The 20,093-nt window shown below is 39.8% G+C and carries 16 protein-coding genes and 1 pseudogene; 14 read left to right on the forward strand and 3 right to left on the reverse strand.

Going from position 1 to position 20,093, the window contains the following annotated elements; all coding sequences use genetic code 11:
- Positions 1-590: 590 nt before the first annotated feature.
- Positions 591-1,365, reverse strand: a pseudogene (locus tag AY606_RS14200) (IS5 family transposase); the annotation flags it as partial.
- A gap of 378 nt (positions 1,366-1,743) precedes the next feature.
- On the opposite strand from AY606_RS14200, the gene AY606_RS14205 reads away from it, so the two are divergent.
- From AY606_RS14205 to hisC, 7 genes are all read left to right on the forward strand, one after another.
- Positions 1,744-3,198, forward strand: a complete 1,455-nt coding sequence (locus AY606_RS14205) for an RNA polymerase factor sigma-54 (RefSeq protein WP_067870087.1) — start codon at positions 1,744-1,746, stop codon at positions 3,196-3,198.
- 173 nt (positions 3,199-3,371) lie between these two features.
- Positions 3,372-3,704, forward strand: coding sequence for a ribosome hibernation-promoting factor, HPF/YfiA family (hpf, locus tag AY606_RS14210; RefSeq protein WP_067870089.1), 333 nt, complete (start codon positions 3,372-3,374; stop codon positions 3,702-3,704).
- Positions 3,705-3,843: 139 nt separating this feature from the next.
- Positions 3,844-4,095, forward strand: a complete 252-nt coding sequence (gene ibaG, locus AY606_RS14215) for a BolA family iron metabolism protein IbaG (RefSeq protein WP_004650949.1) — start codon at positions 3,844-3,846, stop codon at positions 4,093-4,095.
- A 6-nt stretch (positions 4,096-4,101) separates the two neighbouring features.
- Entirely contained in the window at positions 4,102-5,358 is a 1,257-nt protein-coding gene (gene murA / locus AY606_RS14220) for a UDP-N-acetylglucosamine 1-carboxyvinyltransferase (protein WP_067870092.1), read from the forward strand.
- On the forward strand, positions 5,358-6,053 hold the full coding sequence (gene hisG, locus AY606_RS14225; protein WP_067870094.1) for an ATP phosphoribosyltransferase: 696 nt from the start codon (positions 5,358-5,360) through the stop codon (positions 6,051-6,053). Before murA ends, hisG begins: the two co-directional genes overlap by 1 nt.
- Positions 6,054-6,248: 195 nt before the next feature.
- Complete coding sequence (hisD, locus tag AY606_RS14230) at positions 6,249-7,550, forward strand: histidinol dehydrogenase (protein WP_171255426.1); 1,302 nt, start codon at positions 6,249-6,251, stop codon at positions 7,548-7,550.
- 210 nt (positions 7,551-7,760) lie between these two features.
- On the forward strand, positions 7,761-8,852 hold the full coding sequence (gene hisC, locus AY606_RS14235) for a histidinol-phosphate transaminase (RefSeq protein ID WP_067870096.1): 1,092 nt from the start codon (positions 7,761-7,763) through the stop codon (positions 8,850-8,852).
- Between the two features lie 21 nt (positions 8,853-8,873).
- On the opposite strand, the gene pabB is transcribed toward hisC, so the two are convergent.
- The gene (gene pabB, locus AY606_RS14240; protein WP_067870097.1) at positions 8,874-10,211 is read right to left on the reverse strand and encodes an aminodeoxychorismate synthase component I; all 1,338 of its coding nucleotides are present in this window, start codon (positions 10,209-10,211) and stop codon (positions 8,874-8,876) included.
- 258 nt (positions 10,212-10,469) lie between these two features.
- Here pabB and filA point away from each other — a divergent pair, with 258 nt between their 5' ends.
- The 6 genes from filA (at position 10,470) to filF (ending at position 18,728) form a co-directional block, all read left to right on the forward strand.
- Entirely contained in the window at positions 10,470-11,444 is a 975-nt protein-coding gene (gene filA, locus AY606_RS14245) for a putative pilus system protein FilA (protein WP_067870099.1), read from the forward strand.
- 192 nt (positions 11,445-11,636) lie between these two features.
- Complete coding sequence (gene filB, locus AY606_RS14250; protein WP_067870101.1) at positions 11,637-12,476, forward strand: putative pilus system C39 family peptidase FilB; 840 nt, start codon at positions 11,637-11,639, stop codon at positions 12,474-12,476.
- A gap of 50 nt (positions 12,477-12,526) precedes the next feature.
- A complete protein-coding gene (filC, locus tag AY606_RS14255; protein ID WP_067870103.1) occupies positions 12,527-13,759 on the forward strand; it encodes a putative pilus system protein FilC in 1,233 nt (410 codons plus the stop codon).
- Positions 13,760-13,771: 12 nt separating this feature from the next.
- The gene (gene filD / locus AY606_RS14260) at positions 13,772-15,436 is read left to right on the forward strand and encodes a putative pilus system OmpP1/FadL family transporter FilD (RefSeq protein WP_067870105.1); all 1,665 of its coding nucleotides are present in this window, start codon (positions 13,772-13,774) and stop codon (positions 15,434-15,436) included.
- Positions 15,437-15,467: 31 nt separating this feature from the next.
- Positions 15,468-16,685: a putative pilus assembly protein FilE gene (filE, locus tag AY606_RS14265; RefSeq protein ID WP_249409263.1), complete on the forward strand. Its 1,218-nt coding sequence runs from the start codon at positions 15,468-15,470 to the stop codon at positions 16,683-16,685.
- A 24-nt stretch (positions 16,686-16,709) separates the two neighbouring features.
- Positions 16,710-18,728, forward strand: a complete 2,019-nt coding sequence (gene filF / locus AY606_RS14270; protein WP_067870109.1) for a putative pilus system protein FilF — start codon at positions 16,710-16,712, stop codon at positions 18,726-18,728.
- Positions 18,729-18,791: 63 nt separating this feature from the next.
- Here filF and AY606_RS14275 read toward each other — a convergent pair whose 3' ends face one another.
- Complete coding sequence (locus AY606_RS14275; protein ID WP_171255427.1) at positions 18,792-19,340, reverse strand: NUDIX hydrolase; 549 nt, start codon at positions 19,338-19,340, stop codon at positions 18,792-18,794.
- A 126-nt stretch (positions 19,341-19,466) separates the two neighbouring features.
- On the opposite strand from AY606_RS14275, the gene AY606_RS14280 reads away from it, so the two are divergent.
- Positions 19,467-20,084, forward strand: coding sequence for an NUDIX hydrolase (locus AY606_RS14280; protein WP_067870114.1), 618 nt, complete (start codon positions 19,467-19,469; stop codon positions 20,082-20,084).
- Positions 20,085-20,093: the final 9 nt, after the last annotated feature.

Raw genomic sequence — 20,093 nt, forward strand, 5'->3', positions numbered from 1 at the left:
TGCGCTGATGGTAGTGTGGGGTTACCCATGTGAGAGTAAGTCATCGCCAGCTCATTATTCCTGAAACCCCCTCAAGAAATTGAGGGGGTTTTTTTAGGTCGTAAGTTTTATATGCTAAAAACATCCCTGCAGAGAGAGCCTTTGGTAGAGATTTAGCTTTTGATATTAAAATGAATGGCTAGAAAGTGATTTGGGAGAGTTATATCTCATCAATAACTCTTAATTCGTTATTAAAAAGTTAAGTTATTAAGTTAAATTTGATGTTCACTATAACCTTGCTCAAAATAATACTTTAAATAATGATACGAAACAATTTTATAAGTTGGATAATGAGAAATTATCTTTATTAACTGAAAATAGCCACTAAAACTCTAGAAGCATATTCCCATTTTTTTGCATTACCACCACTCTCCTAGATAACTTTCATCTATTCTTTTTACAGGGGAGAGCACATTATGAGTACACAACGATATACCCCAGAATGTAATGATGAAGCTGTTAAATTGATTACTGAGTGGAAATTCTCTTTTTATTAGTTTTGGTAGACTTTGTTGCACAAAGATTTAAAAACTAGCTTTCTCCTAAGCTACTCAAATTTCAGTGACAACTTGGGTATGCGGTCGGCCTAATGCCGTAAATCTATTGAGTACTGCTATACGAGCACGAATCTTATTGACTTGGCTGTCGAAGTTTCTAGCACTGAGTTTATCGCCTAATAATTTGATGCAATGCATTTTGGTTTCTACCAAGCTGCGACGGTGATACCCAGACCATTTTTTCCAAATCTTCCTTGCTAGACATTTGACTGTTTTCAGTAATTCGTTTCTTTCTAAAGATCTCAGCTTTTTATCTTTCCAAGGCGTGGCATTCTTTCTAGAGGGAATCACTGCATGTGCTTGTCGATCTGAAATAACTTGTCTGCAATATTTCTTATCATAAGCCCCATCTGTCAAGACAGAATCAATCCGCTCATCAGGAGGGATTTGATCCAGTAAATCTCCAAGCACTTGCGAGTCAGTGACATTGTTCATCGTGAGCTGATGCACGTATTTGCAAGGTTTTAGTATCTGTACCGATATGCAGTTTAAGCCATTGTCGACGGTATTCAGGCTGATGTTTCTTACATTTCCATTCACCCTCACCTAAAAACTTTAAGCCATTTGAGTCTACGATGAGCAGTGTACTTCGCAAGGAAGACCCTTACTACTTTTCTGATAGCTAATCGCAATATCAATATGCTTTTGTCTGCTGCAAAGGGGGAGTACGAATATCACTGATATTCGGAGCTGTCCAGTTCAAACCAGATCGTTTAAGGAGACTTTGAACAAAGCCAGTAACTATCCGTAAAGAAAGTCGAAATAGAGTAAAACTCGGTTATAAAAGGACCAATTGGTTGTACGCTAGATTTTAGGTGCAGGTTTCATCATTCCGAAATTATATTGCTGAATAAGCATCTAATGGTAGGTTTGTGCAACAAAGCCTTACGGATGGAATAATGTGATTTATTGAGCGTTTTAAATTTTAAAATAAAACAGACTTATCCTTCGGTTGGAAGGTATGCATCTTCTAAAAATATTATTGATGATTATTTATAGATCCAATAAAAAACATATCCTAATTTTAGAATGACTCATTTCTTTATACTGGAAAAAATGTATTTTTTTTAATAATTTTGTGCTATAAAAATATAAAGCGGCATAGAAATTGCTTACAATAAATATTCAGAAAAAGAGTAGGGGTATTATGAAGTTATCGGTTGGATTAAGAGTTGCGAACTCCTTGTCGTTGACACCGCAGTTGCAGCAGGCCATTCGTTTGCTTCAATTATCCAGTTTAGAACTTGAGCAGGAAATTCAAATTCAACTCGATAGTAATCCTCTATTAGAACAAATAGAAGAACAGTCAAATATTGAAAGTCTCTCTTCTTTAGAAGAGCAAGAACATGATCATAAAGATTTAACTACTGAATTAAATGCCAATACTCTCCCTAATGACTTGCCTGTCGATACCGATTGGGATGATGTTTATACCCATCAACCAACCAGTGTGGGTTCTCCTGAATATGAAGAGCGGGAAGATAATCGTCAAGGTCATTTAGGTTTAAAAGAGCATATGCTTCAGCAGATTAATTTATTGCATTTTTCACAGGTCGATCAACTGATTGCACATTGTATTGTTGATTCTTTAGATGAAAAAGGTTTTTTGGATGCCGAAATAACCGAAATAACCGCATCGGTTCAGCATTTACTAGAATCTATGGATTACGATGATGAAGTTGAAGATGATGAAGTAGTTGCGGTTTTAAAACATATTCAGCATCTTGATCCTCCTGGTGTGGGGTCGCGTAATTTGGCTGAATGTTTATTGGTACAATTAGAAAGTTTACCTGTGCAAACAGCCTATCGTCGTGAAGCAATAACCTTATTGAATCATTATGAGTTATTGATTTCCAATGAATTGCCGAAACTGGTTAAACAAACAGGTTTAAATCCAGAGCAACTGAAATGTGCGGTTGATCTGTTAAAAACCTTAAAAGCCTACCCGGGTATGGAGTTTGAGGAAAAAGATTCGGACTATCAAATTCCCGATGTAGTGGTGATGAGAAAAAGTGACCATTGGCAGGTGCAGTTAAATCCCGATATCATGCCGAAATTACGCGTTAATTCATTTTATGCCAATATGATTAAACGTGCCGATCAGAGCAGTGATAATCAATATTTGCGTAACCAAATGCTAGAGGCTAAAAACTTTATTAAAAGTGTAGATGAACGGCATAAGACTTTATTAAAAGTTGCCACTTGTATTGTTGAACATCAAAAAATGTTTTTAGAAATTGGTGCGGAAGGTATGAGACCTTTGGTGCTGCGTGATATTGCTGAAGAAGTCGAGTTACATGAGTCTACAGTGTCGCGCGTAACCACCAATAAATTTATGCTGACACCCCGAGGTCTATTTGAGTTGAAATATTTTTTTTCAAGTCATGTAGCAACAACTTCAGGGGGTGAAGCATCTTCTATTGCGATTCGTGCCAAAATTAAAAAGTTGGTTGCTGAAGAAAATCCGCGCAAACCCTTATCAGACAATATTATTGCGAATTTATTGAAAGAAGCCGGGATTGATGTCGCGCGTCGGACGGTGGCTAAATATCGGGAGTCGTTACATATTCCATCATCTTCGGAACGAAAAGTCTTGATCTAAATTTTAAACTGTGGCTATTCTAGAGATTCATTATGACAACATAATGAATCTCTTTTTATTTAAGGAATAGTTGAATTGATTTAATGTTAAATGTGCAGGATTGTATTTTTTGCTGTCATTAGGTCGGCTTGACTATTCTTTTCTAATTCTAAAAGAAGGTGAGGGATAGAGCTATGCAAATAACAATTCGTGGTCACCATTTAACCATTACCCCGGCAATTGAAGAAAATATTCGCCTTAGATTTACCCAGATGACAAAACATTTAGATCAAGTCAATAGTATGCAGGTCAAACTTTCAAAAGATCATCAAATAGATAAAATTTCTAAAAAAGGCAGTGATAATCATATTGCTGAAGCTATTATTCGTTTACCGGGAATAGAGATGTTTGCTCAAGCCAGTGCTGATGATATGTATACTTCGATTAAAAAACTAACAGAAAAGCTAAAAAGACAATTGCATAAACACCGAAAAATGCAGATAGACTATCAACCTGTGCTTGCATAGGTTGATTTTTGAACGAAAAGAGGTTTATTAAAGACCTCTTTTTTATATATATAAAATGTTATGCATTAATGATTTATTTTTCATATTTATAGTAAAATGGCAGGTTTTTACACCGTTGGTCCTATAAGAGGTCTTTGTGATGAATAGTGAACAGCTCACTGAAATTTTAAAAGCTGCTTTTCCAGAGGCTGAAGTTGCAGTTAGTGGGCAAGGCGGTAAGTTTGATCTTCGAATAGTCGATGAACAATTCGAAGGCAAGCGGCCAGTCGCACGTCAACAAACGGTTTATGCTCCGTTAAATTCATATATTGCCAGCGGTGAAGTACACGCGGTAACTATTCGTGCAATGACCAAAGAAGAATGGCGTAAAGCAAGCTTATTCGGAGCTTAGAACTAAATGGATAAATTTTTAATTCAGGGCGGTGTGAAGCTTGAAGGTGAAGTGCGTATTTCTGGTGCGAAAAATGCAGCATTGCCTTTACTTGCAGCGATGATTCTTGCTGATACCCCGATCACATTAACCAATGTGCCGAACTTAAAAGACGTGAATACACTGGTGCAATTGATTGCTGGTCTGGGTATTCAAATGTCTTATGAAGGCGACACGGTTAAGGCGGATACCTCTACATTGAACAATCAGTTTGCACCTTATGAACTGGTAAAAACCATGCGTGCTTCAATTTTGGTGCTTGGTCCATTACTTGCGCGCTATGGTAGTGCACAAGTATCGCTTCCAGGAGGGTGTGCCATTGGTTCACGTCCTGTCGATCAGCATTTAAAAGCATTAGAAGCTTTGGGTGCTGAAATTGAAGTGGAAAATGGTTATGTGCATGCCAAAGTGAATGGTCGTCTAAAAGGTGGCGAAGTTATCTTTGACATGGTGACGGTAGGGGGTACTGAAAATATTCTCATGGCTGCAGTTGTGGCTGATGGAGTGACCACTATCCGTAATGCGGCGCGTGAACCGGAAATTACTGACCTTGCGCAAATGCTCATTAAAATGGGTGCAAAAATTGAAGGTCTGGATACGGATACCTTGGTTGTAACTGGTGTTGAAAGCTTGCATGGTTGTGAATATGCCGTAGTTGCTGACCGTATTGAAACCGGTTCATACTTGGCTGCTGCTGCCATCACTGGCGGCAAAATCAAAACCACACATACCGATCCATCATTACTCGAATCTGTCTTAGACAAGTTTGAAGAAATGGGTGCGGAAGTGACCCGTGGTGATGACTGGATTGAACTCGACATGATGGGTAAACGTCCTAAAGCAGTCAGCTTCCAGACCTTGCCACATCCAGACTTTCCAACAGATATGCAAGCGCAGATTATGGCGGTAAATGCCATTGGTCAGGGTTTTGCAACCATTTCTGAAACGATTTTTGAAAACCGGTTTATGCATGTGCCTGAGCTTTCTCGTATGGGCGCAAATATTCAGGTTGAAGGTAACGATGCTGTTGTGACCGGTGTAGAAAAACTTTCTGCAGCACCCGTCATGGCAACCGATTTACGTGCTTCATTCTCTTTGGTTCTTGCAGCTTTAGCAGCAGATGGGGAAACATTGATTGACCGTATTTATCATATTGACCGCGGTTATGAAGATATTGAAGCCAAGTTACAGGGTTTAGGTGCCCAAATTAAGCGAGTAAGTTAATGAGTGATATGAGAAACGATGATCCAAACTTTGACGTAATGGGCAATTTTGATCATGGTTTAACTTTAGCATTAAGCAAAGGACGTATCTTAAAAGAAACTTTACCATTGCTTGAAACAGCAGGAATTAACCTGCTGGAAGATCCAGATAAATCACGTAAGTTAATTTTTCCAACGACACATAAACAAGTGCGTATTTTAATTTTACGTGCATCTGATGTACCCACTTATGTTGAAAATGGTGCAGCAGATATTGGTGTCGCAGGTAAAGATGTATTGATGGAACATGGCGCGCAAAACGTCTATGAACCATTGGACTTGAAAATTGCTGTATGCAAACTTATGACAGCCGGTAAAGTGGGGATGGAGCGTCCGAAAGGCCGTTTAAAAATTGCCACTAAATACGTGAATTTAACCCGTCAATACTATGCAAGCCTTGGTGAGCAAGTGGATGTGATTAAACTTTACGGTTCAATGGAACTTGCACCACTTGTGGGTCTTGGTCATTACATCGTCGATGTGGTTGATACCGGTAATACACTGCGTGCCAATGGTCTTGAACCGCTTGAAGAAATTTGCAAAGTCTCTTCACGTTTGATTGTGAATAAAGCCAGCTTTAAACGTAAGCAAACTTTATTGAATCCGATTCTGGCACAGCTTGAAAAAGCAGTGGAAGAACGCGAAAGCAAAAAATAAGCATCTCTGTATGCAAATTTGAAAAACCGTCATTTTATGGCGGTTTTTTTATGCTCGAGAAAAAACAGTAAACATTCAGTGTTTTCATCAATCTTAGCGAAAGTTAATTTCAATAAAACTAATACTGATACAGTATTATAGCTACCGACAAAGCGCATGAAAACAGGTAAACTAAAACCTTCGAATTCAAACCTGATGGGTAAATTGATGCGACGTTTATCGACCCAAGATCAAAGTTTTAAGCAAGTTTTTGCAGACTTGTTGGCTTTTGAGACTGTGAATGATCCTGAACTTTTAAAAACTGTAGACCAAATCATTGCTGATGTTCGTCAGCATGGTGATGCTCATGTGCTTAAGCTCACACAACAGTTCGATCGACATCCAGCGCATCAGTTTTCTGAACTTGAACTTACCCAGGAACAACTCAAATCGGCTTTTGATGGTTTGGATAACGACGTTCGTGAAGCTTTAGAATTGGCTGCAAATCGGATTCGTGAATTCCACCAAGCACAAAAGCAAGAAGGTTGGACGTATGTAGATGCCTTGGGCAATACACTCGGTCAAAAAATCACACCGCTTGATCGCGTCGGGATTTATGTGCCGGGTGGCTTAGCCTCTTATCCCTCTTCAGTGCTGATGAATGCTGTACCTGCCCATGTTGCGGGTGTCGCTGAAATTATCATGGTGGTTCCAGCTCCTAATGGCGAGTTGAATCCACTGGTATTGGCTGCAGCTTATTTGGCAGGTGTGACTCGGGTATTTACCATCGGTGGGGCACAAGCGGTAGCAGCTTTGGCATATGGTACAGAAACTGTTCCGGGCGTAGATAAAATTACCGGTCCAGGTAACCGCTTTGTTGCAGCTGCCAAACGTGCTGTGTTTGGCCAAGTCGGTATCGACATGATTGCCGGACCTTCTGAGATTCTGGTTTATGCCGAAGGTGAAAATAACGCGAAATGGTTGGCGATGGACCTCTTGTCTCAAGCTGAACATGATACCGTTGCTCAAGCACTATTCATTACACCCGATGAACAGCTTTTAAATGATGTTGAGCAAGCCATTGAAGATCATCTGGCTGAATTGCCTAAAGCTGAAATTGCACGTACATCTATTGCCAATCGTGGGGCCTTGGTTTTGGTAAAAGATCGTGCCGAGGCGATTGATTTGATCAATCAAGTTGCGCCTGAACATTTAGAGCTTTGCCTGGATGAAGCACAGGAAATGGCGGAAGAAATTCGTCATGCTGGTGCAATTTTCATGGGGCGTTATACTCCTGAAGCCATTGGCGACTACTGTGCAGGACCAAATCATGTTTTGCCGACCTCGGGTACAGCACGTTTCTCATCACCATTGGGTGTGTATGATTTCCAGAAGCGCTCAAGCTTGATCATGTGTTCGCAAGAAGGTGTGAAAACTTTAGCGAAAGCCGCGGATGTATTGGCGCAACAAGAAAACTTGGATGCTCATGCAAGATCAGCAAGATATCGTTATCAATAATATAAAGTGAACAACTCTCCATTCAGTAATGAATGTTCCTCTCTGAATGAGCTTTAAGGATTGCTTTAAAGCAAAGTGCAAGAGAGGTGAGGAGAGGACAAAGAATTTAATATTCATTTCGGTTTGGGATTAAGTTTGAACTCTCCCAAACCCTCTCCCAAGAGGAGAGGACTTACATCAAGTAAGTTGAGTGCATTAAAGAGATAAAAAATGTCTACCATCACGCCACAACAAATGCGTTTTTGGAGTCCTGAAGTACGTAAATTAGAACCCTACGTACCCGGCGAACAACCAAAAATTCAAAATTTATTGAAATTAAATACCAACGAAAACCCGTATCCACCCTCTCCAAAAGTGGTCGATGCGGTGCAAGCGGTATTAGCCAATTCAGCCGATGTATTACGTCTGTATCCAGATCCAGATGCTTCTGCATTAAAGCAAGCCATAGCCGCTCAACAAAATGTTGATGCAAGCAATGTCTTTGTCGGAAATGGTTCAGATGAAGTGCTAGCACATATTTTTAAAGCATTTTTTGTGCAAGAGCAGCCATTACTCTATCCTGATATTACTTACAGTTTCTATCCTGTTTATAGTCAATTTTTTGCAGTCAAGACCAAAGTTTTGCCACTCAATGATGACTTTGAAATTGTGGTAGATGATTATAAACAAGCGAATGGCGGCATCATTATCACCAACCCGAATGCGCCAACCAGTATTGCATTAGGATTATCTGCAATTGAAGAAGTGCTGCAATCAAATCCTGATTCAGTGGTGGTGATTGATGAAGCTTATGTTGATTTTGGTGCGGAATCTGCGGTCAGCTTAGTTGAAAAATACGAAAATTTAGTCGTGTGCCAAACTACCTCTAAATCACGTTCACTTGCTGGTTTGCGGGTTGGCTTTGCGATTGCTCAAGCACATCTTATTGCTGCACTCGAAGCGGTAAAAAATAGCTTTAACTCCTATCCAATAGATCGTTTTGCGATTGTTGCTGCTGTGGCTTCATTTGAAGACCAAGCTTATTTTGAAGCACACTGCCAAAAAGTGATTAATAGCCGTGAAAAGCTGGTTACTGATTTAGAAGCGATTGGTTTTAAGATTTTACCTTCAAAAGCCAACTTTATTTTCGCATCACTACCCAGTAAAGATGCAGCTGAATTAGCAGCTGAATTACGTGAACGTGGCATTATTGTGCGTTATTTCAATAAACCACGTATCAATCAGTATCTACGTATTACCATTGGTACAGATGAACAGAATCAACGTTTGGTTGATACTTTAAAAAATGACATCTTGGCTTAAGTTCTTTTAAAAAAAGTTCAGTTAAGATTTTTGCTGCCATGTATTGAGCAAATCAAGCATGGCAGAAACCTTATCAAAACATTCCTGATATTCTGCATCACAATCTGAGGCAATGGTGATTCCACCACCTGCCCATAGAGATACGTCATCTTGGTATTTTTGGATGGAACGAATCAAGATATTCCAACAACCTGTACCGTCAAAATTAAAATAGCCCATTGATCCGCAATAAGCCCCGCGTGGCGCACCTTCAAGTTCATCAATAATTTGCATAGCACGAATTTTTGGCGCACCCGTAATCGAACCTCCGGGGAGTGCAGACATTAAGACATCAAAAGGATTGATATCCTGCTTTAAGGTTGCAGTGACTTCGCTCACCATGTGATGAACCTGATTAAAAGATTCAATATCAAAAAGTCGGGGTGTTTTCACCGACCCTCTTTCTGCATAAACACTTAAATCATTGCGCAGTAAATCCACAATCATTACATTTTCAGCCTGATCTTTTTTAGAATGAATCAGGTTTTGTTTCGATTGTTCATCTTGTTTTGGGTCAGTATGGCGGGGCATTGTACCTTTGATTGGTCGAGTGAAAATTTTTCGATTGGCTTCAAAATTAATAAACAATTCAGGTGAACAGCTCAAGAGTTCAAAGTCATGAATCTTTAAATAACCTGAATAAGGGGCATCGGTGAGTTTCCAAAATTCTTCAGCCATCGCTAATAAAGATCCTTCAGCTTTTGCTGTAAATTCTTGAGTCAGATTAATTTGATAGCAATCACCGGCTTTAATATAGTCTTGAACTTTCTTAAAGGCAGTTCCATATTCATTTTTATTCCAGCGCGCGCGACAAGATTGAGTGAGTGAAAAAGATGGAGCTTTTTTCTGTTGTATTGCATCCTGAATAACTTGAAAAATACTTTCAGCCTCATCTTCATCACTAAAAAAAGTCCAACCCTGTGGGGTGAGCTTGAGATAATTGCGATAAATGCCCAAAAATAAAGCAGGTTGATTTTTTCGTTTAATCGAAACTTGTTGTTGTGCTGCATGGTCATAACTGACAAAGCCAATTAATCCACCGTTAAAATCAGAATGATAGTTTTGAGAATTTTTTTTGAAAAAATGATTGAAATGAATAGATTGAGATTTTTTTTGATATTGATCTAGCGAAACTCGTGTGAAATTTTCAGTGACGTCACCTTGTTTAAGCAGATATTCAGATGCAAAAAAAGCGATCACAGGTTGATTTACATTTTTCAAGTAAACCAAATGAGTAAGGTGCGACAAAGCAGACAATATTTGAGCTGTGTTAAGCCATTGTTCAGTCAACAGTTTTTTAAAAATAATCGGATTATTCATACGATGTTAAATTATAAAAGGCTATACATAGATAACGTATTCTATAACAATATTTATGCATAAAAACTGTAAATACCGTTTGTCGGTAACATATGGATTACGACCAACAGCAGTTGAACAAAAAATGACACACATATAACTTTAGTAGGGCAAACAGGCTGCTCAAGGAAAGACTCCATTGTTGTCCAAAAACAAAAAACAACATGGAATATCGAGTGGTTTACAATCAAAAAAATAATACTCTTGGGAGAGTACGAAATGAAAAAATTTACTAAACTTGCTTTAGTTTCTTCATTGGCAATTAGTGCAAATGCGATGGCAATGCAAGCAATGGATGATGCTTCATTGGGTGCTACAACTGGTCAAGATGGTATTAACATCGGGATTGGTATTTCTAAAATCGAAATCGAAAAATTATTCATTCACGATAATGACGGTTTAGCCGCTGGTTCTGCAGTCACTTATGTTCCGTTGAATGCTACCACTAGCCCTGTAACGGTAGGAGCACCAGTTTCAAAAGCTATCGTTGGTGGAACGGCTCAAGGTAACGCGGGTGCAATCGTTATAGATGGTCTTACGATTAAAGGTAATTATAAGTCATTACTCAGCACTCAGAACTTGATGGATTTAAGGATTGACTCTTCTGGTAGTACAGATGGTGCTTACATAAATATTGCAGCTGCAGTTTCTGGTTTAGAAATTAATGTAGGTGCAATTGGTGTTGGTGCTTCTGGTATTGCAACTGATACTGGACGTCGTGGTGTTGTTGCCAACTCTGTAAAACAAATTTTAACGCCTTTTACAATTACTACAGGACAAATGGCAGCAAATATTCAGTTAGGCTCTACACCACAAGGCGCAATGATTAAATTGAATTCAACTATGCAAGGCGGTTTAACGATTTCTGACCTTGGTATTATAGATTCTGCGGGTGGTGGTCAAATTACTCTAGGTAAAATTTCTGTAAATGATGCTAATGCTGCGGATTTAACTATTGATGCAGATATAAGTGTAACTAATACCGGCTTAAAAATTACAAGTCGCGAAGCTGCTGCAGGTACTGATATCTATGTTCAAGGTATTAACTTAGGTGCTGCGCCTACTGCTGCTTTGGGTATTCGTGGTACAGCCCGTACAGGTTCTATTGGTGATATGGAAGTTCAAGGTCTAAAAACTTGGTCTGATGCTGGATATACGACTCGAGGATCAATTATTACAGTTTCTGGTCGTTAATCTAAGCTTTGAAAAAGCGCGTGTTTACACGCGCTTTTTTTTACATAAATATTGTAAAATTTTGCAAAAAATAAAAAAAATACTGTTTTTTTTTCAAAAAAAAGGTATCTTGCTAAAACAGGGAAGTAGAGTTTCTACTCTAAAATAATGAAAAATGGCACGTCATGCCGATAACTAGAAAAGTTAGATAATATGTTAGAGATCGCATTAGGCTCGGCATTGATGTACTACGCTGCCAAAGAAGCCTTTGATATTAAGAAAAAACCAGCGGAAGCTGTTTATTACACAGAAACTTTGGATTCGCGTAATGACTCTTTTACGCGTATGCACCAAGAGCCTGTCCTTATTAAACCCGCAATCATCGATCAATTTCGTGGCATTGTTCACCAAGCCTACGACTATAGTTGTGGTTCTGCGGCATTAACCACCTTACTCAATGGTTATGCAAATGTCGGGGTTAATTTAACTGAACAACAGGTTATGGAAGGTCTGATGAAGTTTGGTGAGACCGACAAAATTGTTGAGCGCCGTAGCTTTTCACTGCTGGACATGAAACGTTTTGTAAGTGCAATTGGCTTTGAAAGCGGTGGTTATCGTGGGGAATTTAGTGATTTGGTCAAACAGGGTCAACCTGCCATTGTGCCCATTTCCTATGCCGGCTTTAAACATTTTGTGGTATTTAAAGCTTATAAAAATGGCCGTGTCTATGTGGCTGATCCGGCATTAGGAAATATTAGTTTCGATGAAGTACGCTTTAAAGAAATTTGGGAAAATAACACCTTATTCTTAATTAATGTTGCGCCAGAAAACCGCAAAAATTTACTTGCTTTACAAGATTCTGATATGCGTCACGTAGAAGATGCAACCGTGAATCGTTATGCCTTAGTAAATATGCAATATCCACAATTTTATATGGACAAAATTGCCGATAAAGCATCCACGATTCGACTTGATAAAAATATGAATGAAGAATCAGATTCTTATGGGGACTTAAACTATAATTTCTTGCGTCTTTATTATAAAAATAAATAGCGTTTAAGAAAGATTGAGCTTAAAAAAATAAAAAACTGGTGGGATGGAATATGAACAGTAAATGGATGAACAAAACCCTGTTGGCGATCAGTATTCAAATGGCAATAGGGGGGGTATATGCTGCTGAAGAGCCAGCACTGGGAGAATATGAAGTTGTAGATCAGCAAGAACAAGTTGAATCAACAACGGCACAGTCTGCAGATGCTAGTTCAATAGGAGGAACCAATGCTGCAGAAGAGCCTGGATTGGGCGAGTATGAGGCTGTAGATGAGCAGGAAACACAAGTTGGAGCCGGGGCACCGCCTGTAAATACGAAGTCTGTAATCGAAACATCATCAGTGGATGAAAAATCGCAAGCATCTTCAGCCCTGCAACAGCAAGAAGGCGATGCCAGTAAAGAAACTAACTTACAAGAAGTATTTACATCCAACGAACGTCAGTATTCCTTAATTAAAAAAGGCGATATCTCATCTTATTATGATATTGACTATACCTATTATCGTGATACACAACTTGATCTGGAGATGGCATCGGGTCAGCTGTACCAACTGCGTGTTCAAGAAAATGCCACACACTCCATTACCAATACTTTTACTGCACAGTACGGTATTTTAGATAATTTAACCTTTACTGCTTCATTACCATTAGTAGCAAAAACAGATTTATTAAAAGATACCTCTACCGCAGGTTTAGGTGATATTTCTTTGGGTGCGCGTTGGGAACCATTTCCGTTACAAACTGGTCGTTTACCGCTGATTCTATTCGGTAATTTATCGACTAAAAGTGGTGATAGCCCGTTCGAAGTGAACTCTGCGACCGACTTACCCACAGGTAAAGGATATTATTCTGCCGGTGTCGGTGCAAGTACACGTAAATATATCGACCCAGTAGTATTGTTCGCTTCAGTCTCTGCAAATTATGGGTTTAAGGAAAGTGGACTAAACCAACGCCGTGGTAGTCGTGTCATTGATGAATTTGAACCGGGTATTAGTGGTGGTTTTGCCTTTGGTTTTGCATACTCATTTAACTATGACGTATCAATGACCATGTCGTATCAACAAAGCTTTAACACAGGTTCTGAATTCACCTACAGCAGCGGTGAATCCTATTCACCTGCGGATCAGACCAGTTCAACTTTCGCGATTTCTCTTGGGGTGCGTATATCTCCGGAGACGATTGTGAACGGTACGGTAGGCTTTGGTTTGACGGAAGATGCGCCTGACGTTTCATTGGGTTTATCATTCCCACTTGATATTTTAGGCTTTGGTAAGAAAATTCGCTAAGAGGGCGGTCGTATGTATAAAATTCGACTCAGACCGCTCGTTAGCGCAATTGTCTTAACGGGCTGTTCAAGTGCTGCATTTGCACAGTTAGGTACCAACCTTTCTGTAGATTTAAGATCTTTGAGTATGGGGAATGCCGTCACAGCAGATCCACCAGGGGTAAACGCGGTTCATTTTAATCCTGCAGGCTTAACCAAGATTGAAGGTCTGCAAACCGAACAACAAATTATTGTTGCTAACTTTGACATTCAACGGGAATTTAGCGTACCACCAGGCTATAACGTCTTTGGCTATTCGGACGATCCACTGGTCTGTAATGATGGACCAGAGGTGGCATCTGATATTTGTACCGATTTTAAAGATAAAGTTCGTGGTGATGTGGAGTATCCAAGTCTTTATATTCCTATTTTGAAAAAGATGGTGGATTTAGGCGAAGGCATGCCATTGGTCGCGCCTACCATGGGGATTGCTTATAATCCGCCCGGTTCAAAAGCGACTTATGCGACGGCAGTTTATGCACCACTGGTTGCTGGTTTTGGGGCTGAAACTGGTAATGCTGGTAACTACATGGGACAGCAAGTTGCCTTAGAACGGATTACCTATTTATCTCCATCTGTGGGTTATCAAGTTAATGACCAGCTTTCAATTGGTGGTGGTATTGGTATGTCTTACCAAGCCATGGGCCTTAAAACCGATTTACGTTTCCCCAATGAATTGATTGGTATGTTGCGAATGATCGATGAGGTCGTTTGTACGCCATTTAAAGGTAATTCAGATATTATTACCGATATTTTACTACTCGGGATGTGTAATGCCGAAGAAGGCATGAACCCATTCGGTAAATTCGGTCAGATGCAATTGGCAGTTGAGCAATCCTTAAGTCCAAGTTTTAACTTGGGGGTACTATGGGAGCCAACGGATGATTTTAGTTTTGGTATGGTCTATCAAAGTGCAGCAAAAATGCGCTTGAAAGGGAAATACCATATTGATAATGCCAGAGCCCCACAAGAATTAATTAAAGGTCTGATGTCATCGCCAACCGGACAAATTCTAGCTGCGATTTTAGGCTTCCCGAACTATATTCCATCTAGTGAATCCGGTTTAGTGTCCATGGACTTTGAGTATCCTGCGCACTTTCAAACTGGTATTAAATACCAAGTTCTACCAGATTTACAGGTGAATTTCGATGTAGGCTGGACGGATTACAAGGCATGGGACAAATTTAAGTTTGAGTTTGACCGACAAATTTCAGCTTTAAAAGTTGCAAAATTACTTTCTGCAAATGTCAGTGATAGCTCGTTAGCTTTACCGCTTGATTTTACCTCGCCGTGGAGCTTCGGTATTGGTATGGAATATTCAGCAACCGACCGTTTAAAATTACGTGCGGGTTATGAGCCACGTTCAAGTGCCATTCCTGATGGGAAACGGAATACCATGATCCCAATCAACAATGCACAATTGTTTGGTATGGGCGTGGGCTATCGTTGGGATGCGGATACGGAATTAGATTTATCCATTGGTTTCTTACGCAGTAGAGATAATATTCCAGCCAATACCAGTAGTCTAGCCAACCAAACAGGCGTAAATAACTTACTGCTAAACCCATACGCGGGCCTAAATGTGAAAACCAATACAAAAATAACCATTCTAGGATTGAACTATAGAACACGTTGGTAAACAAAGGAAAAGAATGAAAGGGAATTTAATGATGAAAACGATACTGACGCTAAGTTTAGCGCAAGTATCGTGGTCATATGCAGGCGAGTTTCATACTATTATTGGCCCTGACGGTCGTCCAATGATCATTCAACGGGAACCGCCAAAAGTAGCTGCGGAAAAAATGAATCCAAAACCCGTTATTGTACAACCGCAGAGCCTACCTGTAGTGTCTGCTCATGAGCAAAAAACATCAACTGCAACAAGTTCTGTGCAGAGTCCTATTGCTCAGATCACAGTTGCTCCACCTGAAAAATCAGTTAAAACGAGCAAAGTTGCATCGGGTGCTCAGACTGATCTTGGCACAGTGAAAACGATAGAAACACAGACAAAAAATGCTGTGAAGCATAAAGTTGCAAAAAAAGTTCAGCTGCAATTAACACAAGTTTCTCCAGTTACCAGCCCACCTATTAATCCTGTAGAGCAACCTGTACTTCAGCAGCAGACTGCAGTTTCACAAAAGGTCTTACAAGTAAAACCGGTGATTATTCAGGAAAACACTGAAAATAATGCTTTTGTTAATATTGATGGGCAACAATATGTCAAAAATGAATATTTAGAAGATAAAGAATTTAATTTAGAAGGCAAAAAGCGTTTTTATACTATGCCTGAAGGTGTTATTGATCTCAAACATGGTGCAACGCGTCTGCAAACCGTTGAACGTGAAAAGGGTGTGGGTAAATCCACGCTGCAATCCTTGTTTAAACGTAATGTCATGCAAGATAATGGCCCGATTACCTTGGCAAAGACGTATTACCGCGTTTCACAAGCAGAAGCGATTAATGGTTTGGGACAACAATGTTTTTCTGAAAAAAAACTGAAAAAAGTAAAAACCCTAGATTTAAATAAAGAGGTTAATCTCTGGCCACGTGCACCGCTGAATGATGCGTTCGATTTTGAAGTTGCGGCACTGAATACCTCTGTACAGAATATTCAGCTTAACTCGTATGCTTCGCGGCAGAATAATCCCACTTTTTATTGGCCATTTGTGGTGTTTTTAGATGCAAAAGGTTGTATTTTAGAAGGCGCTGGTGGATATAAAAATCAAGAGGGAGCATCTACCCTTATTCAGCACGAAAAAATAGAAGGGGTACTGCATGTGCCTGCAAACAGCAAATATATATTGCTGACACCATTGTCTTCAGCCATTGATGTTGATAATCGTGCTTTAACCAATCACGGGCAAGTTAAACTCGTTGCAATCCGTTAGGGATAGAAAAAAAAGAGAGTCAGGATGAACATAAATAAATATAAATTACCTTTTGTAGCAACTGCATTGGTTATGATTTTAACAGGTTGTGGCGGTGAAAGTGCCAACGTGACCCCTGAAGTATATGACGAAAGTACTGCTAATGGAGCCTGTAAAGCAGGTAAAGCAGGTACAGCAGGCTGTATTGAATTTGCCTTCGATTATCCATTAAACGGTTTAAATTTCTCATGTAGTAGTGACACCAAGAACAGCTTTACCACATTGTTTGATCCAAATGGTGGTGTGGCAACGGGTGCATGTAAGAATACGGATGATATTACCTTCTTCTTACGTGGCGAAAAAGACAAGAAAATTGAATTAGGTACGATACCACTTCGTAATATTGCCATTGTCAGCGTAGCGCAATTACCACGTTTAACCCTATTGGATATTGCAGCAGGGATTCAAGGCAGAGCTGCACAAAGGTTATTAATTGATGATGCAACGGTAAAGGTAGCCATTCGTTTGGTGCGCCTGATTCAGGCAGCGGGCTTACAAAGTCAGCAAATCGTCAATGCGAGTGATATTCAACCGGTCAGTATCAGCGATGCGGACCGTAAAAAATTAGAGCAAATTACCTCATTAATCACGACAGAACAATTTAAAGGTTTATCGGATAAAGATTTTGCTGATGCAGTTAAACCTTGGGTAGATATTTCTCAGGTCACAGATGAAGATGCTTTTGCTGTGATTACTCAATTGATGCGCATCACGACTGCAGCCGTATATCAGCCTGAATTCTCACTATTTTCGAGTGCCGAAGTACTGGGTAGTACCTTAAGTGGTTCAGAAGGTTTGGTGGGGTGTAACAAGCAAGAATGTAAGGCTGAAGATACGTCGGCAACCCATTTATTGGGACACTTTATTTTAATGACGGATCGACAAGGTAAAAGCTTTGGTAGCGGTTTACAATGGCGTGGTAAAGCCGGTAGCGGTTTAACGACTATTGGTGGTGTGAATGCCCAACTGATTCGTACGGTGAAACCGGTACAAATGACTGCATCTGCACAAGATACCTGGATTCATCCAATTACGAAGGTGATTAATAATAATCCTGATTTAACCACGCAATCTGGTTTCCAATTCAATGTCGCGGATAGCAATTCACAGCCTTTGACCATAACGCAAGGTAAATTGTTTAATGACTATATGGTCGCAGGTAAAGAGCGTTTTTATAAACTGCTGACGGGTAAAAAAGAAGTCAACGAAGAAGATAAGAAAAATTATGGCTTATGGCAACAAGAGGTCAATGGTGAAACCTTTAAAGGTACACTCGATCTTTATAAAATTTATCCGATTACCTATTTAGACAGCAAAGTGTTTAAATCAGAAAATAATGTCAGAAATGGTGCATATATTTTTCCCTTGTATGCAGATTTGGTGTTTAAATTTACTGATACCACGGTCAATACCGTCAAATTGGGTATTGTGATTGACCGTAATGGTGATATTCGAACCAATATGAAAGCCACGCCTGCTCCAGTCACGGATTCTTCTGGCACATTCACCGATATGTCGACCGGAACAGATGGTTGTAGTGGTACGGATGTACTAGCGAGTGACATGATTGACAGTAACAATGTGCAGCAATATCGCATTGGAACTACGGGGCGTGCATTTACCAGCTCTGGTAGGGATGGCAATAAAATCTCGATTCGTATGATTCTGGCAGACAAAGTGTTCCAAAGTTTAGATGGTGCATTGATTGGTATGAACTCAAGTATTAAGACCTCGCCAAATTCCAGTGAATCTATTGTGATTGGCGGTGCATTACTGGACTTAAATCGTTTATTGGCCAGATCGGGTGGTAAGCCAGCTGTTGATGATGTACCTTTAAAAGACTCTGCTGATAATATAGTGAAGTGGGCGAACAGTTTTGCCAGCTTCCAAAGCACTTATAGCACGGTGGATCCCGCCGACCCAGATGCAAAACAATGGTCTAAATACAGCGGTGGTAGCATTCAATTCAATCTTGCGCCATGTTATGAAGTAAAAACCAAATAATCGCGATAAAAAAGCCCATCGGATGATGGGCTTTTTTATGCTCTATATTTTTTATTCTATCGATTAACCGGTATGGTCAAGGCGTGAACCTAAAGTTTCTAAATGCATGTCAAATTGATTGGTTTTACGGTCTTCAAAATAGTGGCGTAAAGTTCGCTCTACGCTTGGGAAGGCCAGTTCCGACCAAGGAATTTCATCTTCGCTAAATAAGTGGCTTTCAATGGTTTCTTCACCTGAACCAAATTGACCATTGACTAAATTGGCTTTGAATAACACATAAATTTGCCCAATTCGGGGAATATTGTACATACAGTAAAGTTGTTCAATATCAATTTCGGCTTCAGCCTCTTCACGGGTTTCACGTGCTGCCCCTTGCTCCATGGTCTCAAATAGTTCCATATAGCCAGCAGGAAGTGTCCATAACCCATAACGCGGTTCAATGGCACGGCGGCAAAGCAAAACTTTATTTTCCCAGAGAACCAGTGCCCCACAAATAACTTTAGGATTGATGTAATGAATATTGCCACAATCTGTACAAACACGACGTAATTGATGATCGCCGAGGGGGATTTTTTCCGTAGTTTTATGTCCACAAATTACACAGAAATTCATATTCATCGTCAATGATAAAGGTGTGATCAGCATAACTGAAAAATTGAACTTTGGCATCATTTCTATCTTTTAGAATAAAAATTCAGCTATGATGAAACCAAGAAGAAATGATGGGAGAGTAGAGGTATGGATGACCATTCATTAATACAATCGTTACAGCAAAGATTGCGTTTTTCCACCAGGACAAAACCGGCACATGCTGCTGTATTAATTGCGATTACAGATGAATCGGATCCAAAAGTTCTGCTTACTCGACGCTCAATCTATTTATCGAATCATGCCGGAGAGGTTTCATTTCCAGGAGGGAAAAGAGACCCGCAAGACACCAGTAATATTGTGGTGGCATTACGTGAAGCTTATGAAGAAACGGCATTAAACCCATTTGATGTGCAATTGATCGGTGATTTGCCGATGCAAAAAGCACGTAATGGCATGCTGGTCAAACCTGTGGTGGGGTTGATTCCGCCTGAAGTCAATTTGATTGGTCAACCGAGTGAAATTGATCGTATTTTCTTTGTATCCCTGAGTAGTCTAATGAAGGCACCGCCCATTCCTTATGAAGTACGTTATGCGCATCAGTCTTTATATTTTCCCAGTCTACGGGTGGAAAATGAAATTGTTTGGGGCTTAACCGCACGGATGTTGATATCACTATTTCAATATGGTTTAAATTATCAGAAAGAATGGCCATTTTTATTAAATTCTCCAGCTTTTCATAGCAATAAGATTAAACGCAACAGATAAGGGAATATC

The sequence above is a fragment of the Acinetobacter sp. SFB genome, from assembly GCF_001647545.1.
Classification (GTDB): domain Bacteria; phylum Pseudomonadota; class Gammaproteobacteria; order Pseudomonadales; family Moraxellaceae; genus Acinetobacter.